This window comes from Streptomyces sp. NPDC127114 (genome assembly GCF_042677525.1).
Taxonomy (GTDB): Bacteria; Actinomycetota; Actinomycetes; order Streptomycetales; family Streptomycetaceae; genus Streptomyces.
This window is the reverse complement of sequence record NZ_JBHXTJ010000031.1, coordinates 1-18,948: the sequence shown is the minus strand read 5'-3', so window position 1 is coordinate 18,948 and position 18,948 is coordinate 1. Positions and strand designations below refer to the sequence as shown.

Genomic DNA, 18,948 nt, shown 5'->3' with positions numbered 1-18,948 from the left:
GGGGCCCGGGGGTTCACTCGGCGGTGTCCCCCCGGGGCTTTATGTGGCCCGCCCCGCCCGCACCCTCCCGGGGGGGGGGGGGGCGGGGGGGCGCCCCCCCGCCACGGGGGTTCAGTTCTCCGCGTCCAGCGGCATCGGGCCGTAGATCTTCGTGCCGTCCTCCGACAGCGTCACCTGGGCCGCGCCGCCGTCGAGGAGGGCGCGCCAGTGCTCGCCGAGCCAGGATTCCGCGTCGCCCTGGGTGGTGAACTCCTCCGGAGTCACCGTCGGCGGGACCTCGGTGCCGTCGGACTTCTCGAACCGCCACGTCCATGCCATGTCCGCCTCCTGGTGCTCACCGGATCATCGGTTTCCTGCCCGCAGCGTAGCCGGGCGCGCACCGCTTGCGGTGTCGCGGGAGGATCTAGGGGTGGAACTGACTCTGCTCGGCACCGGCGCCCCCCTCGGACTCCCCCGCCCCGACTGCCCGTGCGCGGTGTGCGCGCTGTCCCGTGGCGGCCGGGTGCGGGCCGCGACCTCGCTGCTGGTGGACGGGGCGCTGCTGCTGGATCTGACGCCGGGCGCCGCGCTGGCCGCCGCCCGTTCGGGGCACTCGCTGGTCGGCGTACGGCAGGTGCTGCTCACACATCCGCACGACGGGCCGGCCGTCGAGGTGCCTGCGGGGCTGCCGACGGCGGGCCGGGTGCCGGACGGGCGGGAGCTGACGCTGATCAGCGGGCACCGGGTGCGGGCCGTCGCGATGGACTCGCCGGGCACCGGGTACGAGGTGACCTCGACGGACGGTGAGCGGATGCTCTATCTGCCGCCGGGCGGTGCGGTCGCCGGGCTCGGCGAGGCGCACCGCACGCCGTACGACCTGGTGGTCGCCGACGTGACGGGGCGGCCGGACGGCCTCGCCCGGCTGCGGGCGAGCGGGGCCGTGGGGCCGGAGACGGACGTGATCGCCGTGCACCTGGACCACGACGCGCCGACCGGGGCCGAGCTGGACCGGCGGCTGGCGGCGGCGGGGGCACGGGCGGTGCCGGACGGGACGACGCTGTACGTCGGCGAGTACCACGACGTGCCGGACGTGCCGCGGCGCACGCTGGTGACGGGCGGGGCCCGGTCGGGCAAGTCGGTGGAGGCCGAGCGGCGTCTGGAGACCTTCCCCGAGGTGCTGTACGTGGCCACGGGCGGGACCCGCGAGGGCGACCCGGAGTGGGCCCACCGGGTCGGCCTGCACCGGGAGCGGCGGCCGGGCTCCTGGCGCACGGAGGAGACCTGCGACCTGGTGCCGCTGCTCCGGGAGGACGGGCCCCCGCTGCTCGTCGACTGTCTGTCGCTGTGGCTGACGGACGCCATGGACCGGGTCGGTGCCTGGGACGACGAGACCTGGCGGAACGGCGGACGGGAGGCGCTGGGCGAGCGGGTCGCCGAACTGGTCGCGGCGGTGCGCGAGACCCGTCGTACGGTCGTCGCGGTGACCAACGAGGTGGGTTCGGGCGTGGTGCCGGCGACGGCGTCGGGGCGGCGCTTCCGGGACGAGCTGGGACGGCTGAACGCGGCCTTCGGCGACGAGTGCGAGCAGGTGCTGCTCGTGGTCGCGGGGCAGGCGCTGGTGCTCCGCGGGTAGGGTGCGAGCGACCGGGGGCGGCCGGACAGGCCCCGGAGGTGATCCACCTGCCCGGCCCTGCCCACGACCGTTTGATTTCCTAGGCGGAAGCAACCTTGAACCTCGACGACTTCTCCGATCTGATCGAGCGCCCCGACGGGGGGATACGGCGTGACGCCGAGGAGCGCAGGGAGCGGCTGGTTGTCCGTCCCGGTGCGCTCGGGCGGCTCGACGAGCTGGGCGAGTGGCTGTCGGCGGCCCAGGGCGCGGTCCCGGTGCGCCCGGTGGAGCAGCCGAAGGTGGTGCTGTTCGCGGGTGACCACGGGGTGGCCTCGCTCGACGTGTCCGGCCGGGCCGCCGGAAGTGCGTACGAGCTGGTGCGCGCGGTGCTCGACGGCGCGAGCCCGGTGGCGGTGCTCGCACGGGCCCAGCAGGTGCCGGTGCGGGTCGTGGACGCGGGTCTCGACTGCGATCCGGAGCTGCTGCCGGCGGAGGTGACCCGGCGCCGGGTGCGGCGCGGTTCGGGCCGTATCGACGTGGAGGACGCGCTGACAGTCGAGGAGGCGCGCGAGGCCCTGGAGCTGGGGATCGCCGTCGCCGACGAGGAGGCCGACTCCGGGACCGATCTCGTGGTGCTCGGCGACGTGAGCGTGGGCGGCACCACGCCCGCTTCCACGCTCGTCGCCGCGCTGTGCGGGACGGACGCCTCCGTGGTGACCGGGCGGGGCGGTGCCGGCATCGACGACCTGGCGTGGATGCGCAAGTGCGCGGCGATCAGGGACGCGCTGCGCCGGGCACGGCCGGTGCTCGGCGACCAGCTGGAGCTGCTCGCGGCGGTCGGCGGCGCCGATCTGGCGGCGATGACCGGCTTCCTGCTGCAGGCCTCGGTGCGGCGGATGCCCGTGGTGCTCGACGGCGTGGTGGGCGCGGCCTGTGCCCTGGTGGCGCAGCGTGCGGCGTTCCGGGCGCCGGACTGGTGGCTGGCGGGCCAGGTGAGCGGGGAGCCGGCGCAGGCGAAGGCGCTGGACCGGATGGCGCTCAACCCTCTCCTCGACCACGGCGTCACTGTGGGCGAGGGAACCGGGGCCCTGCTCGCGCTTCCCCTCGTCCGGGCCGCCGCCGCGCTGGCCGCGGAGCTGCCGGAGGTGACCTCTCCGGCGGCCGCACCGGCCGAGGAGAGCTGAGAACACGGATCACGGCACCGGATACGACCGGACCGCCACGCGCGGCGGGTCGCATCCGGCGACCGGCCGTGCGGAGCGATGCCCCATATGATCGCTTTTCATGGGAGAGGTCCGTTTGTCCAGCGAAGGAGCGCCCCAGAGCACGGTCCGTTCGCGGCGCAGCGCCGCGTTCGCCGTCTGGTATCTGCGGGTCGTCACGTTCATCAACTTCCTGAGCGCGGTGTGGGTCTCGTTCGGCCAGGACCTGCGGCGGCACAACGAGGACGACTACTTCACCCCGTACATGCTCACGGCGGGCTTCGCGTCGGGTGTCTTCACGCTCTTCCTGGCGATCACCATGCGCCGCCGCAAGCGGGCCGCCTGGATCCTGAACTTCGTGCTCTCCGGGCTCTTCCTGCTGCTCTTCGCGGTGGTGATGGTCTTCCCCGAGATCCGGCAGCACGCCCAGAACTGGATCTCGCTGGTCCTGACGGCGGCCTTCTTCACCGCGCTGCTGCTCGGCCGCAAGGAGTTCTACGCGAAGGGCGACCGCTCCAACCCGCTGCTCGCGACGGCGGTCGCGATCGGCGGACTGCTGGTCACCTCGCTGCTCGCCGCCGGCCTGGTCACCGTCACCAACGAGTCGGCCGGCCACTCCACGTTCCTGGAGCGCTGGCGCTACGGCGTGATGCGGCTGATCACCGTGGCCGCGGACGACTCGCGCTTCCCCGGCATCGCCACGCCGGGCTGGGTGAACGTGGTCATCAACGTGATGTCCACGCTGCTGCTGTTCGCCGTGCTCTTCGCGGCCTTCCGCTCCCGGCGGGCCGTCGACCCGCTGACCGAGGAGGACGAGGACCGGCTGCGGGTGCTGCTCGACAAGCACGGCGACCGGGACTCGCTCGGCTACTTCGCGCTGCGCCGCGAGAAGAGCGTGATCTGGTCGCCCAGCGAGAAGGCGGCCATCGCCTACCGGGTGGTGGGCGGGGTGTCGCTGGCCTCCGGCGACCCGATCGGCGACCCGGAGGCCTGGCCCGGCGCCATCGAACCCTGGCTGGCCGAGGCCCGGGAGCACGGCTGGATCCCGGCCGTGATGGGGGCGAGCGAGGAGGCCGGCACGATCTACGCCCGGCACGGGCTCGACGCCCTGGAGCTGGGCGACGAGGCGATCGTCGAGACGGACGAGTTCACGCTGGACGGGCGGGCCATGCGTACGGTCCGACAGGCCTTCAACCGGGTCAAGCGGGCCGGTTACGAGGTCCGGATCCGGCGCCACGAGGACATCCCGGCCGCGGAGATGGACGAGCTGCTCCGCAAGGCCGACGACTGGCGCGACGGCGCGACCGAGCGCGGCTTCTCCATGGCGCTCGGGCGGCTCGGCGACCCGAGGGACGGGCGCTGCGTGATGCTGGAGTGCACCGATGGCGAGGGTGAGCTGAGGGCGCTGCTGTCCTTCGTGCCGTGGGGACCGAAGGGCCTCTCGCTCGACCTGATGCGCCGTGACCGGGACTCCGAGAACGGCCTCATGGAGTTCATGGTCATCGAGCTGCTCCAGCGGGCGAAGGAGATCGGGATCACTCAGGTCTCGCTGAACTTCGCGATGTTCCGGTCCGTCTTCGAACGCGGCTCGAAGCTCGGGGCGGGACCCGTGCTGCGGATGTGGCGTTCGCTGCTCAGCTTCTTCTCACGCTGGTGGCAGATCGAGTCGCTGTACCGTGCCAACGCCAAGTACCGACCGATCTGGGAGCCCCGATTCATGCTCTTCGAGAAGAGCGCCGACCTGCTGCGGATCGGCCTCGCCGCCGGCCGCGCCGAAGGCTTTCTGGAGGCCCCGGGGCTGCCCAAGTGGATGCACCGCCGGCATCTGGCGGGCCGGCGTTGAGCGGAGGCCTCAAGGGGTTCGCGCGCCGCGAGTGGGGCCCGCTGTACGGCACGGTGCGGACGGCGCTCGTCACGAGGAAGTGGCTGGCGATCCCGATGACCCTGACCGCCGTGTGCCTCACCTCGGTGTTCCAGATCGTGCAGAACCAGGACTGGGGCTACCAGCCGGTCCAGGACATCGGCTCGGTGCGGGCCGAGGACCCGCTGGGTCCGGCCCTGCTCCGTACCCCGCTGTCGCTGTTCGTCCCGGCGCTCGACCTGCCCGTGTGGGGCGCGCTCGCGCAGATCCTGCTGGTCTTCGGGATCGCCGAGATCTGCCTCGGCCGGTGGCGCACCCTGGTGCTCGCGTACGTGGCGACGCTCGCCGGCACGCTGTACGCCCGGGTCGGCATCGCCCTCGGTCCGGACAGCCCGCTGGGACTGCCCTCCTCGGACGCGCAGGTGGTGGACACCGGCCCGTCGGCGGCGGTCGTCGGGCTCGCGGTGTACGTGTGCTGGCGCTACCGGGCCTGGTGGACCGGCTCGCTGGTGGTCGTGGCGATGGTCGTCGAGGTGATGATCAAGAACAACCTGGCCGGCAAGGAGCACCTGGCGGCGATCGCCGCGGTGCTGGTGATCATCGCGGTGCAGGAGTGGCGGGGGCGGCGTCGTCAGCGCGGCGGTGTGGAGCCGCGGCCGGGCACCCGTTCCTGGAAGCCGCCGATCAGGTCCTGAGCCCGGCGGCGGACCCGGACCCAGCGCTTGTCGTGCCGGTAGGTGCGGATCCGGGAGCGGGCCCTGGCCCGGTGGCGGCGGCCGTAGAGGTGCCGGGACCACCAGGAGCCGGGGCGGGCCAGGCGGACGGCGCCGACGATCGCGACGAAGGGGATCAGGGTGCCGAGCACGGCCATCCGGAACTTGCCCTTCACCAGGGTGACGAGGACGAGGACGAAGTTCAGCACGAGGGTGAGGATGAAGGTGGCCCGGTCCTGCCGCTCCTCCGCCGTGACGTCGTTGACGCCGAGCGGCGAGAAGCCGGCGAGCACGAGCAGGACCAGGGCCGCGGTGAGGACGACGACCTCGACGCTCTTGCGGCCGTCGTCCGACCAGTAGACGTCGTCGAGGTGGAGCACGAGCGCGAACTCGTCGAGGACGAGCCCGGCCCCGATCCCGAAGACCACGGCGAAGACCGCCGCCCCGACGCCGTGCCGGCCGCTGCCGACCGCACCGAACCCGCCGAGGATCGTGAGCACGACGCCCGGCACCACGTGGTGGATGTGCACCCCGCCCGAGGACACGTTGCGGAAGGGGCCCTTGCCGGCCCGGATCAGCCGGGTGACCGTCCGCGTGACGAGGAAAGTGAGCACGAACGAGGCCAGGGCGAGGAACATCGGAAGCTTCCCGGGTTCGACGATGTTGCGCGAGAACCAGTGACCCATGCCACCCTCTGCCTGTCGCTCGGTGCCGATTCGTCAGTTTTCTTTCCTTTGGGGACAATTTAGCCTCCCGCACGTGGGCACTACCCTTCCGCGGATGGACGGCCTGCGTTTCGCCTTCGGCACCCTCACCGTGCTCCCCGCCCGCATCACCCGCTGGGACCGTGACGCGGCCCGCGCCGGGATGCTCTGCGCCCCGCTCGCGGGCCTGGTCGTCGGCCTGTCCGCGGCGGCGGCCGGCGGGGTCTTCCTGCTGCTCGGCGCGGGCCCGCTGCTCGCCGCGGTGCTCACCGTCGCCGTCCCCGCGCTGCTGACCCGCGGCCTGCACCTCGACGGGCTGGCCGACACCGCCGACGGGCTGGGCAGCGGGAAGCCCGCCGAGGACGCGCTGCGCATCATGAAGCAGTCCGACATCGGCCCCTTCGGCGTCATCACCCTCGTCCTGGCACTGCTCGCCCAGGTCGCCGCGCTGTACCAGCTGTACGGGGAGGGCTGGGCGGACGGCACGGTCGCCGCGGCGCTCGCCGCGACCGTCGCCCGGCTCGCCCTCACCCACGCCTCCCGCACCGGTGTCCCGGCCGCCCGCCCCGAGGGCCTCGGCGCGGTCGTCGCGGCGACCGTCCCGGTCCGCGCGGCCGCCCTGGCCACCGCCGCGGTCCTGCTGCTGTGCGCGGCGTCCGGCGCCCTGCTCTCCCCGTACGACGCCGCACGCCACGTGCTCGCCGCGGTCGCCGCGCTGGCCGCGGCGGAACTGCTGCTGCGACGGTGCGTACGGCGCTTCGGCGGGGTGACGGGCGACGTCTTCGGCGCGGTGGAGGAGACGGCGGCGACGGCGGCGCTGGTGGCGCTGACACTGGGGTGACCGGCCGGGTGACCAAGCCGTGACCTGCACGGAGGGCAACCTTCCGGGTTCCGGCGTGGTCATGTGGGCATGATCAGACGCCTTGCCCGAACGGGCGCGGTCCTCGCCACCGCGTCCCTGCTCCTGACCGCGTGCTCCGGCACCTCGGACGACACCAAGCCGAAGACCGCGCCGTCCAGGCACCCGGTCTTCGACCAGAAGCTCGACCGGCAGATGTTCCTGGCCGTGCGCGAGACGCAGAAGGCGGGCAGCGCGAGCTTCACCCAGACACTGACCCTGGAGACGAAGAAGGGGAAGGCCGTCCAGACCCTCGAAGGCCGGCTCGACTTCGCGAAGAACACCGGCGACGCGAACATCCGCTGGAAGGTGCCGAAGAAGTTCTCCGACGCCGCCAAGGACGCGATCCTCGGGCGCGCCCCGGGCCGGGCCAACGCCGACGCCGCCGGGCGCTTCCTGGTCGACGGCCGGAACATCACCTACCGGGCCGGATCCTCCGACTACTGGCTGCGCTACGGCTACGGCGACTACGACCACAGCCAGAAGACCCTCGACCAACTGCGCGGCACCGAGGCCCCCGTCGGCGGCACGCTCCTCGAAGGACTCGGCGGCGCCGAGGCCAAGAGCCGCCAGGGCGCCAACTACCAGGCCGAGGTGGACTCCGAGCCCCTCTGGGAGATGCTCCCCGGCGAGATCTCCGAGCAGCTGACCTCCGAGATGTACACCCCCGGCGTCGCGAGAACCAAGAAGGTGGCGCTGACCGTCTCCCTCGACCGCCAGGGCAGGGTCACCCGCGTCCGCGCCGACCTCTCGCGCATGCTCGGCAAGAAGGGCAGCCTCTTCTCCGACGCCACCTCCCTGACGATGGAACTCGTCCTGCACGAGCACGGCAGGTCGAAGCCCGCCGGCGGGACGGACGGCGGCAAGGTCCTGGACGCCGCCGGGACGGTGCGGTCGATCCACGACGTCAAGGCCGGTCACTGCATCGACTTCAGCACCGGCCAGCGCGACGTCGAACTCGTCGTGGACGTCCCCTGCGCCAAGCCCCACGACGGCCGCGTCTTCGCCCAGGCGACCTACGGCGGTCACGCCTACCCGGGCAGGTCCGCCGCCAAGTCGCAGGCGAGCCGGGCCTGCAACCGCTCCTACGGCCGCGTCTCCGACGACTGGACCGCGGACTCGGCCGACGAGAACTCCTACTGGTACATGTGGAGCGGGGAGTACGACTGGCAGCAGGACGGCAAGGGCCGCACCACCTGCTACGTCGTCACGGCCAAGGGCGCCGCCTAGCACGCCCTCCGCCACGCCCCCAGGTCGTACTCCTTCCGCATCGAGCTCAGGCCCAGCTCGCGCGTCCGTGGGCAGAAGTCCTCCGGGTCCCGTTCGTACTCGACGTGGAAGACCGCCTTGCCGGCCTTCACGAAGGGCGTCAGCCGCTCGCACTCCCCGTACTCGGCGCACTGTTCGTTGACGGCGAAGTCGAAGTCCGGGAGGAGCTGGGGGATCTGGTCGAGGTCGTTCTTCAGGCCGACCGACAGGCCGCGCTCGTGGGCCAGGCGGGCGATCAGGCGGTTGTAGCGGAGCTGGTCGGCCGGGGTGAGGGGGAAGCCGGTCGGGTTGGCGTAACCGTCCATGTTGTCGGGTTCGACGGCGTCGAAGCCCTTGGCGCGGCACATGTCGAGGCGGGCCGCCATCAGCGGGGCGAGGAGGTCGGTGCGGCGGATGTCGAGCCAGCGTTCGCCGGGCCAGCCGTTGCCCTTGCCCAGGAGGGACTTCGGGAACGTCGCGGCGTCCGGGCGGAAGTCCTCCCAGGCGCCGGTGGAGAGGTAGCAGATGACCTTGCGGCCGCGGCGGTGCAGGTCGGCGACCGTTGCCGCCGGGTGGTCGAAGCCGTCGATGTCGTAGACCGGGACGTCCACCGCCGGGTCCAGGCGGCCGCTGAGCTGCCACTGCCAGGCGAGGCCCGGCCGGGGCTGCCAGCGGGGGGCGGGGGTGCGGTCCTCGGGCGGCGGCGGGGCCGTCGTACAGGCCGCGGCGAACAGCAGCAGGGCGAGCAGGGGCAGCAGGCGTCTCACCGGGCGGGCTCCAGGGTGTGCGGAAGGGTGCCCCACGGGTGGGCGCCGGTGCCGGGGACCGCGCAGTGGACCGGGGTCGCCGGGCGGGCGTCGGCCGGGGCCGCGTACACCAGGTGGCAGTAGTGGTCGGCGATCGGGAGGTCGAGGTTCCGGTAGGAGTCCCACGGGCCCTCGAAGGTGACGAGCAGGTCCGCGAGGGCCTCGTAGCCGGGGGCCGGCTGCGCGCCGTGGTTGAGGACGAGGGTACGGGCGCCGGCCGCCCGCGCCGCCACGGCGAGGCGCCGGTAGTGCGGCAGCGCGTCCGGATCGGTCGGCACCTGGTCGAGGAACGCGCCGTCGGCCCGGTACCAGTCGCGGTGGCGCAGCAGGTCGGCGACCACCTCGGCGTGCGGGCGGCGGCCGTAGTCGGTGTCCGCGTAGCCCAGGAGCCGTACGCCCGCGCCGCGCAGCCGGGCGGCGACCTCGGCGAAGGCCGGGTCGGCGGCCGCGCCGGCGCCGCTCGCCGGGTTGAGGACGACGCCGTAGAGGGAGGGTGCGGCCGAGAGGAGGGCGGCCCAGTCGTCGGGACGGTCGGCGGGATGCTCGTAGAACGGCACCAGAAGGGAGGAGTTCACGGTCCGGGCCCCTCTTCAGCAGCGGTGGGCGGTCGGTCGTACCAGCAGAACACAGGTCAGCAGACAGAGCGTTGCGGCCGCGGCGCCCGCCGCCGCGGGACCGGCCGCCGGGGCGAAGGCCTGGGCGAGCCCCTGGGCGGCCGCCGCGAGCAGGCACACGACGGCCGCGCTCGCCACCGCGCCGAAGGCCTGGAGCAGCAGCCCCAGCCACAGCACCGCGCCGACCAGCAGCAGCGAGACGACCCGCGGTACGGAGACGGCGGCGGCACCGGGCCACAGCACCGCGGCCGCGACGGTCAGGACGAACAGCACCGCCAGATAGCCGCCGAGGCAGCGGGCGAGCGTGCCGGTGACGGCGCGCCGGAACTCGTACGCCGTGGTCAGCAGCCGCAGCCGGGCCAGGCCGGCGGCGCGGAAGCGGTGGAGCAGCCATTCCGCCGGGCCCATGGAGAGGGTCAGCGCGATCACCGCGTCGGCGCCCGCGTACAGCACGAGCAGTCCGCTGCCGAGGCCGAACAGGCCGTACGGGAGCGAGGCCGCGAACGGCGGCCCGCCCCGGCCCCGGGCGCCGCGCCGCAGCCCCGGGCGCAGCACGAGCGCGGCGAAGCCGGTGGTGGCGGCGAGCGAGAGCAGGAGCAGCGCGATCCGCAGCGGCTCCGGCAGGTCGTGGCGGAAGGCGGGGACGGCGCCGGCGAGCGGCAGCAGCGCGGTGAGCAGGGCCCGTTCGCGGCCGAGGACGAGCAGGACGGTCGCCGCGGCCAGGTACAGGGCCTGGCCGGCGCCGAACAGGGCGGCCGGCCGCTCGCCGGGACCGGCGGCGGCGACCGCGACGGCCGCCCCGGCGAGCGCGCCGGCCGGGGCGCCGGTGAGCAGGGCGCGGACGGCGGCGTGGCGGTCGCCGAGGCCGAGCCAGGTGTAGGCCCGGTGGGCGAGGGCCTGGTTCCACACCCAGCCGGTGACGGCCCCGGCGAACAGCGGGACGGTGCCCGGCGGGAGCCCGTAGCGGCCGGGGCCGGCGGCGAGCAGCGGGGCGCCGAGGACGTACGCGAGGCCGGGCAGCGCGAAGACCAGCCCGCGCAGCAGGCATCCGGCGAGTCCGGTGTGCCAGGGGTCGGCGGGCTGCGCCTCGGGGGCGGGGTGGCGGCGTTCGGTGCGGGCGTACAGCTCCTCGGCCAGGGCGAAGGAGTCCGGGCGGCCGTAGGCGAGGCGGATGTGGTCGTCGGTCATGCCGTCGGATTCGAGGATCGCGGCTATCTCGTCGGGATGGACGGCCACGGCGGCCAGGTCGTCGAGGCGGTGGGCGAGTTCGTCCAGGGGGTCGGCGGCCAGGACGCCGCCGGCGACGGCGGACGGGGCCGACGCGGTCGCGGGCGTCCGGTGTCCGTGCCGCTGACGGGGGATCACCGGGAGGGTGTCCTGCGTGGTGCCCGGCTTGAGCCAGAGGGAGCCGCTCATGCCCACGCGCCTCCGGCCAGTTCGGTGCGCCAGGGGTCGGTCAGGCGGACCGTCCAGTGGTCCGGCTCCGGCCGGGGTTCGGGGCGGCGGCCCGCGAGTTCCAGGTAGATGCGGCGGAAGCCGTCGACCGAGCGGTGGAGGGTGAAGCGGTCGACGACGCGCTGGCGGGCGCGCCCGGCCAGGTCGGCGCGGCGGGCGTCGTCCTGGAGCAGTTCGGTGACCGCCGCGGCCATGACGGCCGGTTCGCGGGGCGGGACGACCAGGCCGGTGTCGCCGACGGCCTCGCGGACGCCGCCAACGTCGGTGGAGACGGTGGCCCGGCCGCAGGACATGGACTCGATGAGGGAGAAGGGGAAGCCCTCGCTGATGGAGGAGAGCATCACGACGTTGCCCGCCGCGTAGGCGCCGGCGACGTCGGAGGTGCGGCCCTCGAAGGTCAGGCCGTCGGTGACGCCGAGTTCGGCGGCGAGCTTCTCCAGACGGGTGCGGTAGTCCTCGTTGCCCGCCGGGACGGGGCCGAAGAGGCGGAGCCGCAGCTCGGGGAGTTCGGCGCGGGCGATCGCGTAGGCCCGGATCAGGGTCTCCAGGTCCTTGATGGGGTCGACGCGGCCCACCCAGCTCAGGGTGGGGGTCTCGGGCTCCGGGCCCGCCCAGGGGAAGGCCGTCGGGTCCACGCCGTTGTAGACCGTGCGGATGCGGTCGGCCGGTGCGCCGCCGCGTTCCTCCCAGCGGCGGTTGTACTGGTTGCAGGGGGTGATGAGGTCGGCCTTGCGGTAGCCGAGGGTGTTGAGTTCGCGGTAGAAGCCGAGGAGGAGGGACTTCACGGGGAAGCGCTGGGGCGCGGTGCGGTAGCCGAGGTAGCGCTCGCGCAGGTAGATGCCGTGTTCGGTGAGCAGGAAGGGCACCCCTTCGAAGTGCTGGGCGGCCAGCGCCGGCAGCGTGGCGAGCCCGCTGGAGACGGCGTGCGCGACCCGGTCGCCGGATATCCGGGCGGTCAGCGGGCGCAGGGCGTGTTCGAGCAGGTCGATGGCGGTGAGGGCGTCGTGGACGGTGGGCCGGGCCGCGGCCGTCGGCAGGTGCGGCATGGTCCAGATCCACATGAGGGTGCGCAGGACGCGTTCGGTGCGCAGTGCGGCGGTCAGGCGTCCTTCGCGGGCGAGTGCGGCGAGCTCGTAGAGCGCCTCGCCGAAGTCGTAGCCGGCCGCCGGGTCGAGGATCGACAGCAGGAAGCGTTCGTACGTGTCCTGGAAGCGGCGTCGGGCGGCGCCGCGCGGGGCGCTCCTGGCCCGCGCCGGGGCGGGGCCCCAGAGCGGGAAGGAGGTGCGGGCGGTGAGGTTCGGCGGCGGTTCCCAGGTGACGGGTTCGCGGCCGTTGCCGGTGAGGGCGAGGACGTGGAAGTCGACCTCGGGCATGCCGCGGATCAGCTGGTCGCACCAGGTGCTGACGCCGCCGTGGACGTGTGGGTAGGTGCCTTCGGTGAGCATGGTGACGTGACGGCCACTGCTCGGCATGTGCGTTCCCCCGGAGCGCGTGGTGGCGGGTTCTGACGACGGGTCAGGCCGTGTGGTCAGGTGGTCGGGAGCTTCAGCGTGACGGCGCTCTGCAGGGCTTCCGGGGTCGTCCAGGCCGAGCGGGTTCCCGCGTAGGCGGTGCCGAAGGCGGCGGTGCCGAGGAGGAGTTGCTTGCGGGTGCCTTCGGGTGCGGTGACCGGGACCGCCACGCCGGACGGGGCCTTGACGGTGACGGTGCCGCCGACGCGGTAGGCGGTGACCTGGCCGGCGTCGAGCGCCCGCTCCCAGGCGGTGCGGCGGTTCAGCTCGGTGCCGACGTCCTTCTGGCGCGGGTTGACCAGGGGCGTGTTGTCGGCGAACAGGGCGCGGTAGTCGGCGAGGACCTTGTCGAGGACGGGGTAGAGGAGGCGTTCCTCGGCGAGGTTGGACTGGTGGACGTAGTGCGGCCGGGGGTCGTTGCCGAGGACGTGGGACAGGGCGGTGCGGGCCTCCTGCGGCACGATGTGGGTCTGGTAGCCGGTCGCGGTGTCGAGCGGGGCGGGCAGGCAGGTGGAGGACGGGTTGTTCTCGCAGATGCCGCTGCCGCCGTCGGCGCGGGAGGTGTAGATCCAGTTGTACTCGTCGGTCATCTCGGCGGCGGTGCCCACGTTGTAGTACACGTTCATGGGGTGGCGGGGCACGGTCTGGGCGGCACCGGAGCCGGTGCCGAGGGAACGCTGGGCCGGCTCGCGGGAGTTGTCGCTGGCCGTCCACTTCACACCGTTGTCGGCGAGGGCGCCGGCGAGGTGGGGGTTGTCGACGGGCTGCTGGGGCAGGGTCTTCAGTCCGGAGTGCTCGCCGGTGACGAGTTCGGTGCGGTCGACGGGCAGGCCCTTGCCGTAGGCCCAGTTGAGGTTGTCCCGGATCTGGGCGGAGATCTCGGAGCGGCTCACCCAGGCCGTCGCGCCGGTGCTGGTCCTGGCGCAGCTCCAGGGGACGGTGGTGGCGTCCTGGACGCAGCCGAGGAAGGGGTGGGTGTAGGTGTGGTTGATCCAGCGGTACTGGGCGCGGTCGGCGATCAGCCGGGCGGCGAGCGGGTCGGTGCCGCCGTGTTCGGCCTTCCACTGCTCGCCCTGGCCGCCGTTGTAGACCATGTCGAGGAGGAAGCCGGAGGACTTCTGCCAGGCGGCGGCGTACGCGGCGTCGTCGGCGGTCATCCGGACGGGGTTCTCGCCGGCCTCGCCGTCGCCGCCGGGGCAGTCGAGGTCGCCGGGGGTGCAGTTGCGGGCGGTGTCCCAGCGGGCGTCGGGCGCGAAGACGTCGTCGACGTGGACCGAGAGGTAGTTGCGGGACCGGCCGAGGTGGACGCCCTGGGTGAGCCATTCGACGATGCCGCGGGCGAGGGCCCGGAACTGCCGCTGGTGCCGGTTGTAGGCGAAGGTGACGACGAGCTCGCGCCGTCCGTCGTGGGCGTACTCGCCGACGAGGCTCATCCGTCCGCCGTCCGCGGCGGGCATGTCGAGGTAGCTGGTGTAGCCGGCCCGGGGGCGGCCGGCGTAGCCGTAGCTCTCGGAGACGTCCGGGTCGTTGTCCTCGAAGGTCAGCGGTCCGCGCAGGTCGCGGAAGGGGCCGGCCTGGCCGGCCGGGGTGACGTGGGCGGTGGCGCCGTCGAGGACGCCGGACCAGCCGCCGTCCGAGGTGTAGTCGAGGCCGACGCCCGGGTGGGCCCAGGTGTAGGCGTCGACCTGCGGGATGCCGTAGGTCTTCTCGTACGCGACGAGGGCGGCCTGCTCGGCGGAGTCGGGTCCGAAGACGGCCTCGTGCGGCAGGACGACGCCCTGGTACCGGGCGCGGGGCCGGCCGGTCGCACTGTCGGAGGGTTCGCTGAGGAAGCCGGCGGTGAGCACCGGGCGGCCGGGGTCGTTCAGGTCGAGCGTGCGGTACGGGATCCCGGAGCCCTTGAGCTCGGCGGTGATCGCCTGCACGGCGCTGCCGCCGTCGTCGACGACCAGCACGGTCAGGTCGATCCGCGGGTCGGGATCGGCGGCGCCGGCCTGCGCGGAGGGCAGGACGGTGGCGAGCAGTCCGGCGGCGGCGAGGGCGGCGAGCCGGGGCGCGCCTCGCCGGCCGGAGGCGCCGCGGGAGGTTCTGGGCGTGCGGGAACGGCTGGAAACCATCGGTGGGTGTCCCCCCTCGGCAGGTCCCCGCCCGACCGGCGGGACCTGTGGAGATGTCGCAGACGAGGCGAAGGGCGGTGTGTCGTCCTTGCGCGATTGAGGCGAGTGTGAATCGGACCCGGCGGATCCGGGACCCAAACCCGGCAGAGACACCACGGATGAGTGAATCACCACCGCCGTGAGCGAAAGCGGCGAGCGAGCGTAGGCTTCGTTCCCAGCGCTCATCGGGCCGAAATACGATGCGGCGGGCACGGTCGGCCCATCCCTCGACCGCCACAGAACTCAACGGAAGCGAGAATTCACCACCGTGACTGCTCTCACTCTCAGCACTGCAGGAGCGGCGACGCTGCGTGCCGACGCCCTCGTGGTCGGCGTCGCGAAGTCCGGTAAGGCGCTGACCGTCGCCCCCGGCGCCGAGGTCGTCGACCAGGCCTTCGACGGCGGTCTCGCCGCCGTCCTGGAGACGCTGGGCGCCTCCGGCGCCGAGGGTGAGGCGACCAAGCTGCCCTCCCCCGCCGGCATCAAGGCCCCCGTGGTGCTCGCCGTCGGCCTGGGTTCGGCACCCGAGGACGGCGAGGCCTACGGCACCGAGGCGCTGCGCCGTGCCGCCGGCACCGCCGCCCGTGCCCTGACCGGCTCGAAGAAGGCCGCGTTCGCGCTGCCGATCGCCTCCCCCGAGGGCGCCGCCGCCATCGCCGAGGGCGCGCTGCTCGGCGCGTACGCCTACACCGCGTACCAGGAGAACGGCCAGGGCGGGAAGAAGCCGCTGGCCGAGGTCGCCCTGCTCGGCGCCAAGCCGCGCGACAAGGCCTACAAGGCCGCCGCGGAGCGCGCGCTCGCCGTCGCCGAGGAGATGAACCGTGCCCGCGACCTGATCAACCAGCCGCCGAACGACCTGACCCCCGCCGCGTTCGCCGCCGCCGTGCAGGCCGCCGGCAAGGAGCACGGCCTCAAGGTGCAGGTGCTCGACGAGAAGGCGCTCGCCAAGGGCGGCTACGGCGGCATCCTGGGCGTCGGCAGCGGCTCGGTGAACCCGCCGCGCCTGGTCCGCGTCGCCTACACCCACGCGAAGGCGGAGAAGACCCTCGCGCTGGTCGGCAAGGGCATCACCTACGACTCGGGCGGCATCTCCCTGAAGCCGGCCGGCCACAACGAGACGATGAAGTGCGACATGAGCGGCGCGGCCGCCGTGTTCGCCACCGTCGTGGCCGCGGCCCGGCTCGGCCTGGCCGTCAACGTCACCGGCTGGCTGGCCCTCGCCGAGAACATGCCGTCCGGCTCCGCCACCCGCCCGGGCGACGTGCTGCGCATGTACAGCGGCAAGACCGTCGAGGTCCTCAACACCGACGCCGAGGGCCGCCTGGTCATGGCCGACGCCCTGACCAAGGCCTCGGAGGAGCACCCGGACGCGATCGTCGACGTGGCCACCCTGACCGGTGCCATGGTCCTGGCGCTCGGCAACCGCACGTTCGCGATCATGGCCAACGACGACGACTACCGCTCCGCGATCCACGAGATCGCCCAGGAGGTCGGCGAGCAGTCCTGGCCGATGCCGCTCCCGGCGGACCTGCGCAAGGCCATGGACTCCCCGACGGCCGACATCTCCAACATGGGCGAGCGCATGGGCGGCGGCCTGGTGGCCGGTCTGTTCCTGAAGGAGTTCGTGGGCGAGGGCATCACCTGGGCCCACCTGGACATCGCGGGCCCCGCCTTCCACGAGGGCGCCCCGTACGGCTACACCCCGAAGGGCGGCACCGGCTCCTCGGTGCGCACCCTGGTGCGTCTCGCCGAGCGCACCGCTGACGGCGAGCTCTGAGCGGTCGCCTGAGGTGACGGTACGGCCCCGGGGACGCGAGCCCCGGGGCCGTGGCCTTTCCCGGGCCGGAGGCCCCGGGTGTTCGCCCGCGACGAAATCCGTAGGTTCGTACGCCGCCCTACCGGTCCGTACGGACGATCAGCCGTCTCAGAGCGCGGCCCCGCGTCCCGCCGTCCGTCAACAAGTGCGAAGATGGGTTCTCGGCAGGACAGGGCCCCCACCACAGGGCCGAAGAAAAGCGGCCGGAACCAGCCGCCGCCCCGTCACCGAAGACGGGCGACGAGCGCACATGCATGGAGGACGTGACGTGGCGAACGACGCCAGCACCGTTTTCGACCTAGTGATCCTCGGCGGCGGTAGCGGCGGTTACGCCGCGGCGCTGCGCGGAGCGCAGCTGGGCCTGGACGTCGCACTGATCGAGAAGAACAAGCTCGGCGGCACCTGCCTGCACAACGGCTGCATCCCGACGAAGGCCCTGCTCCACGCCGGCGAGGTCGCCGACCAGGCGCGCGAGGCGGAGCAGTTCGGTGTCAAGGCCTCCTTCGAGGGCATCGACATCAAGGCCGTGCACAAGTACAAGGACGACGTGATCTCGGGCCTCTACAAGGGTCTGCAGGGTCTGGTCGCCTCCCGCAAGGTCACGTACATCGAGGGCACCGGCCACCTGTCCTCCCCGACCTCCGTCGACGTGGACGGCCGTCGCGTCGAGGGCCGTCACGTCCTCCTCGCCACCGGTTCCGTGCCGAAGTCGCTGCCGGGTCTGGAGATCGACGGCAACCGCATCATCTCCTCGGACCACGCGCTCACCCTGGACCGGGTCCCGGAGTCCGCGATCATCCTCGGCGGCGGCGTCATCGGCGTCGAGTTCGCCTCGGCGTGGAAGTCCTTCGGCACCGACGTCACGGTGATCGAGGGCCTGAAGCACCTCGTCCCGGTCGAGGACGAGAACAGCTCGAAGCTGCTCGAGCGTGCCTTCCGCAAGCGCGGCATCAAGTTCAACCTGGGCACGTTCTTCCAGTCGGCCGAGTACACCGAGACCGGTGTGAAGGTCACCCTGGCGGACGGCAAGACCTTCGAGGCCGAGGTGCTGCTCGTCGCCATCGGCCGCGGCCCGGTCTCCGCCGGCCTCGGTTACGAGGAGCAGGGCATCGCGATGGACCGCGGCTACGTCCTGGTGGACGAGTACATGCGGACCAACGTGCCCACGATCTCCGCGGTCGGTGACCTGGTCCCGACGCTCCAGCTCGCGCACGTCGGCTTCGCCGAGGGCATCCTGGTGGCGGAGCGGCTCGCCGGTCTGAAGCCCGTGCCGATCGACTACGACGGCGTGCCGCGGGTGACGTACTGCCACCCGGAGGTCGCCTCCGTCGGCATCACCGAGGCCAAGGCCAAGGAGATCTACGGTGCGGACAAGGTCGTCGCCCTGAAGTACAACCTCGCGGGCAACGGCAAGAGCAAGATCCTCAAGACCGCGGGCGAGATCAAGCTCGTCCAGGTCAAGGACGGTGCCGTGGTCGGCGTCCACATGGTCGGTGACCGCATGGGCGAGCAGGTCGGCGAGGCGCAGCTGATCTACAACTGGGAGGCGCTGCCGGCCGAGGTCGCGCAGCTCATCCACGCCCACCCGACGCAGAACGAGGCGCTCGGCGAGGCCCACCTGGCCCTGGCCGGCAAGCCTCTGCACTCCCACGACTGACGCTCACGTCACACGGGCGCGACGACCACTTTCCGCAATTCGTTAGGAGCAACTGAAACCATGTCGGTTTCCGTAACCCTGCCGGCGCTCGGCGAGAGCGTCACCGAGGGCACCGTCACCCGCTGGCTCAAGGCCGAGGGTGAGCGTGTCGAGGCCGACGAGCCGCTGCTCGAGGTCTCGACCGACAAGGTCGACACCGAGATCCCCGCCCCCGCCTCGGGCATCCTGGCCTCCATCAAGGTCGCCGAGGACGAGACGGTCGAGGTCGGCGCCGAGCTGGCCATCATCGACGACGGCTCCGGCGCTCCGGCCGCGGCTCCGGCCCCGGCCGCCGAGGCCGCCCCGGCTCCGGCTCCGGCCGCCGCTCCGGCCCCCGTGGCCGAGGCCCCCGCCGCCCCGGCTCCGGCTCCCGCCGCCGAGGCTCCGGCTGCCGCTCCCGCCGGTGGCGCCCAGGGCACGGACGTCGTCCTGCCCGCGCTCGGCGAGTCCGTCACCGAGGGCACCGTGACCCGCTGGCTCAAGTCGGTCGGCGAGACCGTCGAGGCCGACGAGCCGCTGCTCGAGGTCTCCACGGACAAGGTCGACACCGAGATCCCGGCCCCGGCCTCCGGTGTGCTGCTCGAGATCGTCGTCGGTGAGGACGAGACCGCCGAGGTCGGCGCCAAGCTCGCCGTCATCGGTGCCGCCGGTGCCGCTCCGGCCGCCGCCCCGGCCCC

At 73.2% G+C, this 18,948-nt stretch carries 16 protein-coding genes; 9 read left to right on the top strand and 7 right to left on the bottom strand.

Going from position 1 to position 18,948, the window contains the following annotated elements; genetic code table 11:
- Nucleotides 1–111: 111 nt before the first annotated feature.
- On the bottom strand, nucleotides 112–318 hold the full coding sequence (locus tag ACFVGS_RS26695) for a hypothetical protein (protein ID WP_384421526.1): 207 nt from the start codon (nucleotides 316–318) through the stop codon (nucleotides 112–114).
- Nucleotides 319–409: 91 nt separating this feature from the next.
- Here ACFVGS_RS26695 and ACFVGS_RS26690 point away from each other — a divergent pair, with 91 nt between their 5' ends.
- The 4 genes from ACFVGS_RS26690 to ACFVGS_RS26675 all read left to right on the top strand — a co-directional run bounded on the left by ACFVGS_RS26690 (nucleotide 410) and on the right by ACFVGS_RS26675 (nucleotide 5,349).
- A complete protein-coding gene (locus tag ACFVGS_RS26690) occupies nucleotides 410–1,612 on the top strand; it encodes a bifunctional adenosylcobinamide kinase/adenosylcobinamide-phosphate guanylyltransferase (protein WP_384421525.1) in 1,203 nt (400 codons plus the stop codon).
- 95 nt (nucleotides 1,613–1,707) lie between these two features.
- The gene (gene cobT / locus ACFVGS_RS26685) at nucleotides 1,708–2,775 is read left to right on the top strand and encodes a nicotinate-nucleotide--dimethylbenzimidazole phosphoribosyltransferase (RefSeq protein ID WP_385694003.1); all 1,068 of its coding nucleotides are present in this window, start codon (nucleotides 1,708–1,710) and stop codon (nucleotides 2,773–2,775) included.
- Nucleotides 2,776–2,875: 100 nt separating this feature from the next.
- The gene (locus ACFVGS_RS26680; RefSeq protein WP_385694000.1) at nucleotides 2,876–4,636 is read left to right on the top strand and encodes a phosphatidylglycerol lysyltransferase domain-containing protein; all 1,761 of its coding nucleotides are present in this window, start codon (nucleotides 2,876–2,878) and stop codon (nucleotides 4,634–4,636) included.
- A complete protein-coding gene (locus ACFVGS_RS26675) occupies nucleotides 4,633–5,349 on the top strand; it encodes a hypothetical protein (RefSeq protein WP_384421520.1) in 717 nt (238 codons plus the stop codon). Before ACFVGS_RS26680 ends, ACFVGS_RS26675 begins: the two co-directional genes overlap by 4 nt.
- Here ACFVGS_RS26675 and ACFVGS_RS26670 read toward each other — a convergent pair.
- Nucleotides 5,286–6,053: a hypothetical protein gene (locus ACFVGS_RS26670; protein ID WP_384421518.1), complete on the bottom strand. Its 768-nt coding sequence runs from the start codon at nucleotides 6,051–6,053 to the stop codon at nucleotides 5,286–5,288. The genes ACFVGS_RS26675 and ACFVGS_RS26670 overlap by 64 nt on opposite strands.
- 94 nt (nucleotides 6,054–6,147) lie before the next feature.
- On the opposite strand from ACFVGS_RS26670, the gene ACFVGS_RS26665 reads away from it, so the two are divergent.
- Together ACFVGS_RS26665 and ACFVGS_RS26660 are read left to right on the top strand one after the other, a co-directional pair.
- Nucleotides 6,148–6,912, top strand: coding sequence for an adenosylcobinamide-GDP ribazoletransferase (locus ACFVGS_RS26665; RefSeq protein WP_384421516.1), 765 nt, complete (start codon nucleotides 6,148–6,150; stop codon nucleotides 6,910–6,912).
- A gap of 69 nt (nucleotides 6,913–6,981) precedes the next feature.
- Nucleotides 6,982–8,199 (top strand): hypothetical protein, encoded by a 1,218-nt coding sequence (locus ACFVGS_RS26660; RefSeq protein ID WP_385693998.1) that lies wholly within the window; start codon nucleotides 6,982–6,984, stop codon nucleotides 8,197–8,199.
- On the opposite strand, the gene ACFVGS_RS26655 is transcribed toward ACFVGS_RS26660, so the two are convergent.
- Genes ACFVGS_RS26655 through ACFVGS_RS26635 form a run of 5 tightly spaced genes read right to left on the bottom strand, consistent with a single transcriptional unit; the run spans nucleotide 8,196 to nucleotide 14,720 of the window.
- Nucleotides 8,196–8,984 carry an endo alpha-1,4 polygalactosaminidase gene (locus tag ACFVGS_RS26655; protein WP_385693995.1) on the bottom strand — a complete coding sequence of 263 codons (789 nt, stop codon included), beginning with the start codon at nucleotides 8,982–8,984 and terminating at the stop codon, nucleotides 8,196–8,198. The genes ACFVGS_RS26660 and ACFVGS_RS26655 overlap by 4 nt on opposite strands.
- Nucleotides 8,981–9,598, bottom strand: a complete 618-nt coding sequence (locus tag ACFVGS_RS26650; protein WP_384421509.1) for a spherulation-specific family 4 protein — start codon at nucleotides 9,596–9,598, stop codon at nucleotides 8,981–8,983. Before ACFVGS_RS26650 ends, ACFVGS_RS26655 begins: the two co-directional genes overlap by 4 nt.
- Before the next feature lie 15 nt (nucleotides 9,599–9,613).
- Nucleotides 9,614–11,053 carry a hypothetical protein gene (locus ACFVGS_RS26645; RefSeq protein WP_385693992.1) on the bottom strand — a complete coding sequence of 480 codons (1,440 nt, stop codon included), beginning with the start codon at nucleotides 11,051–11,053 and terminating at the stop codon, nucleotides 9,614–9,616.
- Nucleotides 11,050–12,564, bottom strand: coding sequence for a GT4 family glycosyltransferase PelF (pelF, locus tag ACFVGS_RS26640; RefSeq protein ID WP_384421505.1), 1,515 nt, complete (start codon nucleotides 12,562–12,564; stop codon nucleotides 11,050–11,052). Before pelF ends, ACFVGS_RS26645 begins: the two co-directional genes overlap by 4 nt.
- 56 nt (nucleotides 12,565–12,620) lie before the next feature.
- Nucleotides 12,621–14,720, bottom strand: a complete 2,100-nt coding sequence (locus tag ACFVGS_RS26635) for a hypothetical protein (RefSeq protein WP_385693989.1) — start codon at nucleotides 14,718–14,720, stop codon at nucleotides 12,621–12,623.
- Nucleotides 14,721–15,027: 307 nt separating this feature from the next.
- On the opposite strand from ACFVGS_RS26635, the gene ACFVGS_RS26630 reads away from it, so the two are divergent.
- The 3 genes from ACFVGS_RS26630 to ACFVGS_RS26620 all read left to right on the top strand — a co-directional run.
- Nucleotides 15,028–16,536 carry a leucyl aminopeptidase gene (locus ACFVGS_RS26630; protein WP_384421501.1) on the top strand — a complete coding sequence of 503 codons (1,509 nt, stop codon included), beginning with the start codon at nucleotides 15,028–15,030 and terminating at the stop codon, nucleotides 16,534–16,536.
- A 307-nt stretch (nucleotides 16,537–16,843) separates the two neighbouring features.
- Entirely contained in the window at nucleotides 16,844–18,232 is a 1,389-nt protein-coding gene (lpdA, locus tag ACFVGS_RS26625; RefSeq protein WP_384421499.1) for a dihydrolipoyl dehydrogenase, read from the top strand.
- A gap of 60 nt (nucleotides 18,233–18,292) precedes the next feature.
- A partial coding sequence (locus ACFVGS_RS26620) for a biotin/lipoyl-containing protein (protein ID WP_385693984.1) occupies nucleotides 18,293–18,948 on the top strand: 656 nt, incomplete at its 3' end.